Origin of the sequence: Acidovorax sp. Root219, assembly GCF_001428665.1 — a bacterium.
Lineage (GTDB): Bacteria > Pseudomonadota > Gammaproteobacteria > Burkholderiales > Burkholderiaceae_C > Acidovorax.
The window spans coordinates 78,933-87,182 of the sequence record NZ_LMIJ01000008.1 but is presented as its reverse complement, the minus strand read 5'-3'; the positions used below and the strand labels follow the sequence as shown (position 1 = coordinate 87,182).

At 67.8% G+C, this 8,250-nt stretch carries 8 protein-coding genes; 2 read left to right on the top strand and 6 right to left on the bottom strand.

Annotation, left to right across the window (positions count from 1 at the left end; all coding sequences use genetic code 11):
* Window positions 1-176: 176 nt before the first annotated feature.
* From ASE28_RS07730 to ASE28_RS07705, 6 genes are read right to left on the bottom strand one after another with little or no spacing between them, the layout of a single operon-like run.
* Window positions 177-1,628: an aldehyde dehydrogenase gene (locus tag ASE28_RS07730; protein WP_057265968.1), complete on the bottom strand. Its 1,452-nt coding sequence runs from the start codon at window positions 1,626-1,628 to the stop codon at window positions 177-179.
* A gap of 55 nt (window positions 1,629-1,683) precedes the next feature.
* A complete protein-coding gene (locus ASE28_RS07725; protein ID WP_057265966.1) occupies window positions 1,684-2,394 on the bottom strand; it encodes an ABC transporter ATP-binding protein in 711 nt (236 codons plus the stop codon).
* The gene (locus ASE28_RS07720) at window positions 2,391-3,155 is read right to left on the bottom strand and encodes an ABC transporter ATP-binding protein (RefSeq protein WP_057265965.1); all 765 of its coding nucleotides are present in this window, start codon (window positions 3,153-3,155) and stop codon (window positions 2,391-2,393) included. Before ASE28_RS07720 ends, ASE28_RS07725 begins: the two co-directional genes overlap by 4 nt.
* Entirely contained in the window at window positions 3,148-4,086 is a 939-nt protein-coding gene (locus ASE28_RS07715) for a branched-chain amino acid ABC transporter permease (protein WP_057265963.1), read from the bottom strand. Before ASE28_RS07715 ends, ASE28_RS07720 begins: the two co-directional genes overlap by 8 nt.
* Window positions 4,083-4,961, bottom strand: coding sequence for a branched-chain amino acid ABC transporter permease (locus ASE28_RS07710; RefSeq protein WP_057265961.1), 879 nt, complete (start codon window positions 4,959-4,961; stop codon window positions 4,083-4,085). Before ASE28_RS07710 ends, ASE28_RS07715 begins: the two co-directional genes overlap by 4 nt.
* A gap of 4 nt (window positions 4,962-4,965) precedes the next feature.
* Entirely contained in the window at window positions 4,966-6,159 is a 1,194-nt protein-coding gene (locus tag ASE28_RS07705; RefSeq protein ID WP_057265959.1) for an amino acid ABC transporter substrate-binding protein, read from the bottom strand.
* 217 nt (window positions 6,160-6,376) lie between these two features.
* On the opposite strand from ASE28_RS07705, the gene ASE28_RS07700 reads away from it, so the two are divergent.
* Complete coding sequence (locus ASE28_RS07700; RefSeq protein ID WP_057265958.1) at window positions 6,377-7,357, top strand: helix-turn-helix domain-containing protein; 981 nt, start codon at window positions 6,377-6,379, stop codon at window positions 7,355-7,357.
* Window positions 7,358-7,767: 410 nt separating this feature from the next.
* On the top strand, window positions 7,768-8,217 hold the full coding sequence (locus tag ASE28_RS07695) for a PaaI family thioesterase (RefSeq protein WP_057266142.1): 450 nt from the start codon (window positions 7,768-7,770) through the stop codon (window positions 8,215-8,217).
* The last annotated feature ends 33 nt before the right edge of the window (window positions 8,218-8,250 follow it).

The following is an 8,250-nucleotide window of genomic DNA, read 5'->3' as shown; positions in this document are numbered from 1 at the left end:
CCTTCTTTTGACGAAGCAAAAGAAGGTAGGTGCGCCGCCGGGCGCACACCCCGGCCTCCGCCTTTCACGCAGGCACGCAGCAACCACAACCACAGGCAACGAGCCCCAGCACGGGACGGGCCAAGACCCCGCCTCCGCCCTCCACACAGTCACCGCAGCAACCATGCAAAGAGGGCTCAGAACGGATAATGCCGCGCAGTAGTCTGCACCGTAATCCAGCGCAGCTCCGTGAACTCCCGCACCCCCGCCATCCCCCCAAACCGCCCCCACCCAGAATTCTTCACCCCGCCAAACGGCATCTGCCCTTCGTCGTGCACGGTAGGCCCATTGACATGGCAGATCCCCGATTCGATGCGCGCAGCCACGTTCCAGGCGCGTGCGATGTCGCGGCCGAAGACGGCGGCCGAGAGGCCGAACTCGTTGTCGTTGGCGCAGGCAATGGCTTCTTCCACGCCGTTCACGCGCACGATGGGCTTGAGCGGGCCGAAGGATTCCTCGCGGTAGATGTCCATCTCGGGCGTCACGTGGTCAATGATGGTGGCCGCCATCAGCGTGTTCTCGCTCTTGCCGCCGCACACCAGCTTGGCGCCCTTGGCCAGGGCGTCGTCGATCAGGGCATTGCAGCGCTGCACGGTGGCCATGTCCACCACCGAGCCCAGCACCACCGGGCCCTTGCGCGGGTCGCCCAGCGGCAGGGCCTGGGCGCGCGCCGCGAAGCGGGCCACGAAGTCGTTGGCGATGGAGGCGTCGACCACGATGCGTTCGGTGGACATGCAGATCTGGCCGGAGTTGGCGAACGAGCCGAACACAGCGGCGTCCACCGCCGCGTCCACGTCCGCATCGTCCAGCACCACCAGCGGGGCCTTGCCGCCGAGCTCCAGCACCGTGGGCTTGAGGTACTTGGCGCAGGTCTGCGCCACGATGCGCCCGACCTTGGTCGAGCCCGTGAAGTTCACGCGGCGCACGGCCGGGTGGGCCACGATGGCCTCGACGACCGCACCGGCGTCGGCCGGCGCATTGGTCACGAAGTTCACCACGCCCGGGGGCAGGCCGGCTTCCTGCAGCGCTTCGATGATCAGGCCGTGCGTGGCGGGGCTTAGCTCCGAGCCCTTCAAGATCACGGTGTTGCCGCAGGCCAGCGGTGTGGCAATGGCGCGCACGCCGAGGATGATGGGCGCATTCCACGGCGCGATGCCCAGCACCACGCCTGCGGCCTGGCGCACGCCCATGGCCAGGCTGCCGGGCACGTCCGACGGGATCACCTCGCCCGCGATCTGCGTGGTCAGGGCCGCGGCCTCCTGCAGCAGGCCCGCGGCCAGGTGCACGTTGAAGCCGGCCCACAGGCCCGAGGCGCCGGTTTCGGCGGCCATGGCGGCGGCGAATGCCTCGCCCTTGGCTTCGAGCGCATGCGCGGCCTTGAGCAGCAGCGCACGGCGCGCATTGGGGCCCAGGGCCGACCAGGCGGGGAAGGCCTTGGCGGCGGCGTCGGCGGCGGCCTTGGCATCGGCCACGGTGGCGGCGGGCGCGGTGGTGGCCACGGACCCGTCGAGAGGGTTGCGGCGCTCGAAGGTGGCGCCGCTGGCGGCCTGCACGCGCTCGCCGTTGATCAGCATGGAAATGGCAGTCATGGATATCTCCTGAACGACAAGAAAAGAAAGTCGGATAAGAAAGAGTGAAAAAGATTCAGGCCACGCCGAGATAGGCTTGGCGCACCGCGTCCGATTGCAACAAGGTGGATGCCTCGCCGGATGCCACGATGCGCCCGCGCTCCAGCACATAGCCGCGCTGCGCCACCTGCAGCGCCTTGCGCACGTTCTGCTCGACCATGAGCACCGTGACGCCCTGCGCCGCGATGCGCTGCACGATGGCCAGCAGTTCGTCGACCATGCGCGGTGCCAGGCCTAGCGAGGGCTCGTCCAGCATCAAGAGGCGCGGGCCGCTCATCATGGCGCGGGCCACGGCCACCATCTGCTGTTCGCCGCCGCTCATGGTGCCGGCCAGTTGCTGCGCGCGCTCCTTGAGGCGTGGAAAGTCCTCGAAGGCCTGGGCCAGGCGCACGGCGCGCATGCGCGAAGGCACCAGCCAGCCGCCGAGTTCCAGGTTCTCGGTCACCGTCATCTGCGGGAACAGCTGGCGGCCCTCGGCCACCAGGGCCAGGCCGCGCTGCACGCAGGCCGTGGCATTCATCGCGGGCACCGGCTGACCATCGAGCTGCACCGTGCCCTGGCGTGGCAGCAGGCCGGCCAGCGCCTTGAGCAGCGTGGTCTTGCCCGCACCGTTGGGGCCGACGATCACCGTGATGCCGGGCTGGGCCTGGAGCGACAGATCCTGCAGCACCTGAAAGCCTGCGTAGCCTGTGGTCAGCCTCTGGACTGAAAGCTGTGCGCCGCTCATGCCGTGGCTCCTTCGGGCGTTGCCGGTGTGGCCATTTCATCTCCCAGATAGGCTTCGATCACCTGTGGGTCGCGTACCACCTCGGCCGGTGTGCCGTCGGCGATCTTGCGGCCCTGGTGCAGCACCAGCACACGCTCCACGTACTTGAGCAGGGTGGTCACCGCGTGCTCGATCCACACCACCGTCAGGCCCCAGTCGTCGCGCAGGCGGCGGATGCGCTGGGCCATGGCGTCCACCTCGGCCTCGGTCAGGCCGGCGGCCACTTCGTCGAGCAGCAAGAGGCGCGGGCGCGTGCCCAGGGCCATGCCGATCTCCAGCAGGCGCTGCTGCGAGGGCGTCACGTCGGCGGCAGGGCGCTCGGCCAGGGCCGACAGGCCCAGCATGGCCAGGATCTCGTCCTCATTGCGCAGGCCCACGGGGCCCTGGCGGTGGCGCCCCGCGAACTGCATGCCGAAGCGCACGTTGTCGCGCACCGTCATGTCCGGGAACACGCGCGGCGTCTGAAAGGTGCGCGCAATGCCGTGCGCCGCATAGTGGTGCGGCCCCTTGCCGGTCAGGTCGTCGCCCCCGCAGTGCAGCGTGCCCGAAGTGGGGGGCTGCACGCCCGAGATGGCGTTGAAGAAGGTGGTCTTGCCCGCACCGTTGGGCCCGATGATGCCGATGAGCTCGCCCGCATGCAGCGTGGCGCTCACGCCGTCCACGGCGGTCAGGCCGCCAAAGCGCACGGTCACGCTGTCGATGGTCAACAGTGCCTCAGACATGGCCGGCCTCCGCTGCAGGCGTGGCCGCCCGCTTGCGCTGCCACAGCGTGGCCAGTCCGTTGGGCAGGTACATCACGCACAGGATGAGCAGCAGGCCCAGCACCATCATGTAGCCATAGGGCAGCTGCAGGCGCAGCGTCTCGGCCAGCAGGCTGAAGACGATGGCCGCCAGCACCGGGCCGCCGATGCTGGCCGCGCCGCCGATCAGTGCGATCAGCACCGTCTGGAAGCCGATGAAGGGGCTGAACACCGCCGCCGGCTCGATGTAGGTCCAGCGCACGGCCATGGCCGCACCCACGGCGCCCGCAAAGGCCGCTGTGATGCCGAAGCCCGCGATCTTGGCCAGGCGCGTATCCACCCCCAGCGTCTGTGCGCGCTGCTCGTCCGCGCCGATGCCCGAGAGCGCCAGGCCAAAGCGGCTGCGCTTTACCGCAATCGACGTGGCGATGGCCGCCGCCGCGATCAGCAGCACCGTGAGGTACACCGTCTCGTTGCTGGGCACCACCGTGAGCACGCGGCCCACCGTGCCCGAGACCTGCTTTTCGACAAAGGTCACGGCGTGGCGGATCAGCTCCGTCATGCCGAAGGTGAGCACCGCGAAATAGGTGCCGCGCAGGTGCAGCACGGCCGCCCCCATCACGATGGCCACCACCGCTGCGATGAGCGTACCGGCCAGTATCACCAGCGGCCAGGGCAGCACATTCAGCAGCGTGGCGCTGGCATAGGCCCCGATGCCGAAGAAGGCCGACGTCGCCAGCGACAGGTAGCGTGTGGCGCCGCAGAACAGCGACCAGCTGGTGGCCAGCGCGATGTACATCAGGCAGCTGAGCAACACCGAGGCCATGAACTCGGACACCAGCCAGGGCAGTGTGCCGACCACGGCCGTGCCCGCTGCGAGCGCGAGCCAGGGCTTGTTGGAATGGAACTTCATTTTTTGGAGAAGAGGCCGTTGGGCCGCCAGATGAGGACACCAATGAACGCCGCATAGCTCAGCAGCATCTTGAGAGACGGGCTGCTGAAATGCATGCCCAGGGCTTCGACCACACCGAGCAGCAGGCCGCCAGCCAGGCTGCCCGCCAGGCTGCCGAAGCCGCCCAGCGTGATCACGATCAGCGCCGTCACGGTGTAGGGCTCACCCATCGACGGGGAGATCTCGTAGGTCATCGACAGCAGGGCCCCTGCCACGCCCGACAGGCCCAGGCCGATGCCGAACATCATCGGGTGCAGACGCCGGGTGTTGATGCCCACCAGCTGTGCCCCGGTGGGCGACTGCATCAGCGCCCGCACGGCCTTGCCCAGCAAGGTGAGCTTGAGCAACGCGATCAGCGCGGCCGACAGCGCCAGCGCCACGCCGAACAGCACCAGCTTGTTCTCGGTGAAGCGCATGCCCGCGATCTGCACCGGGTCGGCCAGGTACTCGTAGCCGCGCAGGTCGCCGCCCCAGATCAAGAGGGCCGTGTTCTGCACCAGGAACATCAGGCCGAAGCCCACCATCAGGCTGCGCGCCTCGAACACGTCCACGTTCGGCGCGCGCGCCGCCAGGCGCTTGAAGCACAGTGCATGCACCGCCACACCCAGCACGAACAGCGCGATGAAGGCCAGCGGCATCAGCGCCAGCGGCGACCAGCCCCAGGCGGTGTGCGCCCACCAGGTCAGAAAGGCGCCGAGCATCAGGAACTCGCCATGCGAGATGTTCATGATGCGCATCAGCCCGTATTGCAGGTTCAGGCCCATGGCCACCAGCGCATAGATGCCGCCGGTAATCAGGCCACTGGCGACCAGTTCGGCCCAGGAAGTCAAAGACACTTTGTTATTTCCAAACGGGTTTAGCCGTGTTGAGCTGCGCCGTGGCGCGGTCCTTGGGCCACACCACCTCGAAGTCGCTGCCCTGCCACTGGCTCACGGTGCCGGGGATGGACGCGTTCTCGCTGCCCGCAAAGCGGATGCCGCCCAGGATGGTCTTGAACTCGTTCTTGGCGATGTGTTCGCGCAGCGCCTTGCGGTCCAGGCCCACCTTCTCCACGGCCTGCCGCAGGATCTGCAGGCCCGCCCAGGCATGGCCACTGGCCCAGCGGTCGGGCTCCTTGTTGAACTTCTTCACATGCGCGTCGAAATAGGCCTTGGCCTCGGGGCTGGTCTTCACGCTCCACGAGCCCATGCCGATCACGCCCTCGGTGTTGGCCTGCATCACGTTCTTGTACAGCTGGAAGGCCGTTCCCACCGAGGCGTAGAAGAACTTGGGGTTCAGCCCCACCTCGCGCGCCTGGCGGCTGGCCAGGATGGTGTCGGGCGGGTAGGTGATGCCGATGAAGGCGTCGGGGTTCAGGTCCTTGATGCCGCGCAGCACGGGTGCCAGGTCCTTCACGCCCAAGGGGTAGCTCTTGCGCTCCACCACCTGGATGCTGGTCTTCTTGAGCGCGCTGTTCAGCGCCGCGAAGTTTTCCAGGCCGAACAGGTCGTCCATGTAGACGATGGCGATCGATTTCACGCCGTTGGCCACCAGCATGTCCACCAGCGCGCCCATCATCTTGTCGGGCTGCTGCAGCAGCGAGAAGAAGTAGGGCAGATTCATGTCGATCAGCTTGCGCGACAGCGCCGTGGGCGCCAGCAGCGGGTAGCCGAAGCGGTTGGCCAGCGGCGCGATGGCGAAGTTGGCGCCCGAGCCCCAGGGCGGCAGGATCAGGTCCACCTTGTCGCTGCCCATGAGCTTTTCGAAGGTGCGTACGCAGGTCTCGGTCTCGCTGCGGTCGTCGTAGCCGATGAGCTCGATGGGGCGCTTCGCGCCCTTGATGGCCAGGCCGCCGGCGGCATTGACCTGCTCTGCCCACAGCAGGTAGTTGGGCTCCTGGCTGACCTGGGCCCCGGCCGCCCAGGGGCCCGTGCGGGCGATGGCATAGCCCACGCGCACGGGGCCGGACTGGGCCAGCAGGTGCGGGGCGACCGACATGGCACCCACGGTGGCGGCCACGCCCTTGATCCATTGGCGTTTGGATTGTTGAACCATTTTCGTGTCTCCTGGAATGGGCGGCGCGCGTGGTGCGGGCCGTTGACCGATCGTAGGCAGGAGGGCTTTGGGGCGCTGCGCTGAGCGTGCACAAAACGCTGGTCCCAGCGTGCACGGCGCAGCGGGTTTACCCGGATTTCCGTGCTGCGCCGGGGAATAGGCCTGCGCCGGATAATCCGGGCATACCGGCGGCGCCAGCCGCTGCACTGGAGACACCATGGCCCACCCCCTGACCGAGGTATCCACCGATACCGTGGCACCGCGCGACCGCCTGCACCTGTGGGGCGACGCGGTGTGGCGGCTCATTGGCGGGCTGGAGTCGGATGCCTTCGGCGACGAGGCCTTCGCCGGCCACATCACCTCGGGCCAGGCCGGCTACGTCAACCTGTGCCAGCTCGACGTGAGCCGCCACCGCGTGGTGCGCACCCCGAGCCTCATCCGCGGCAGCGACCGGGCCTACATCAAGGTGGTGGCGCAGCTCGAAGGGCGCGCCTGCTTCGAGCAGAACGGCCGCCAGGTGTGGCTGTCGCCCGGCGAGTGGAGCGTGTACGACACCACGCGCGCCTACGCCGTAAGCAACCCCGAGGCCGTGCGCCAGATGGTGCTGATGATCCCCAAGGAGCAGATGCCCGAGCGCAAGCTCAAGCTCGACGACCTCATGGTGCAGCGCTTTTCGGGCACCAGTGGTGTTTCGCGCCTGGCCTGGGACACCATGCGCGCCGCCTTCACCGAGCTGCCCCGCATGTCCGATGCGGCCGCCGACGGCGTGGCCGATGTGATCACGCACCTGGTGCAGCTGTCGCTGCTCGAACGCAACGGTCAGCACAGCGCCGTGTCGCAGCGCGAGGCCCTGCGCGACCGCATCGGCCAGTACATCGACCGCCACCTGGCCGACCCCGAGCTCACCATCGACCGCATCGCCCAAGCCCTCAACTGCAGCCGCCGCCACCTGTACAACGCCATGGCCGACGATGGCGACACGCTGGCCGCCACCATCCAGCAGCGCCGCCTCGAAGCCTGCCTGCGCGAGCTGCGCCACCCGGCGCACGCCCACCGCTCGGTGACGGACATCGCCATCTCCTGGGGCTTTCGCAACAGCGGCCACTTCAGCCGCGTGTTCAAGGCCCACACGGGCTATAGCCCGAGCGAGTACCGAGGGCGGGCATCGCTGCCGGCGCCGGCACAGCACACGCACTGAGATCGTGAACCGCTTCTGATACGGATTTGCATTCGATCGTATAGCTAGGCGGGAGCCGCAGACAGTGCTGTAGCACGGCAAGGCGAACCAACTATCGTTTACGGTTGAAGGCAAATCCGTATGAGGCGCGCGGAGCACGGCGGTGCTCTGCTGGGCGTCCGACACCGCCGGACCCGACCGGTGATCCAGCTGCGGGTGTCTGCACCTTTCTCGTTCTGTGCTGCATGCATGCCCGGCATGGGCAGCTGCACGCACCGCCGCAGGTTCTTCTGCCTCGTCTTCCTCCCGCATCTCTTCTCGCATGTCGCAATCCGCCGGCGCGCGCCGGGTATTTTGTGTTTTGTCCATTTGCAATAGAATTGTATTGAGACAATTGCACGGTGTTTTGTACAAACGATGGAGTGACCGCCATGACAGATGCGCAGGCAGTACCGGGCGCAGCGCCCTTGTCCCCGGAGGAGGGTGGCTGGAAGGTGCGATCCCTGGAGGGTTTCGCCGGTACGGCCGGGCCGCTGTGGACCCGGCGAGAAGGGGACGGATGGGCCTATGGCTTCCAGATGGCACCGGCGCACCTCAATCCTGCCGGGGTGGTGCATGGCGGTGCGCTGCTCACCCTGGTGGACCATGCGATCAGCATCGTGGCGTGGGAGGCCAGCGGCCGGGTGCCGTGCGTGACGCTGCAGCTGGACTCGCAGTTCCTGACCGCCGTGCGGCAGGGGCAGTTTGCACAGGCGAGGGCGCAGATCACGCACCGCACCCACCAGATGCTCTTCATGCAGGGCAGTGTGGCGGTCGATGGCCAGATGGTCCTGCGGGCGCAGGCGATCATGAAAATGCTGCCTGCGGAGCGCCTCGCATGAGGGCCGGCCTCCCGGCACCGGGGCCGGCGCGGG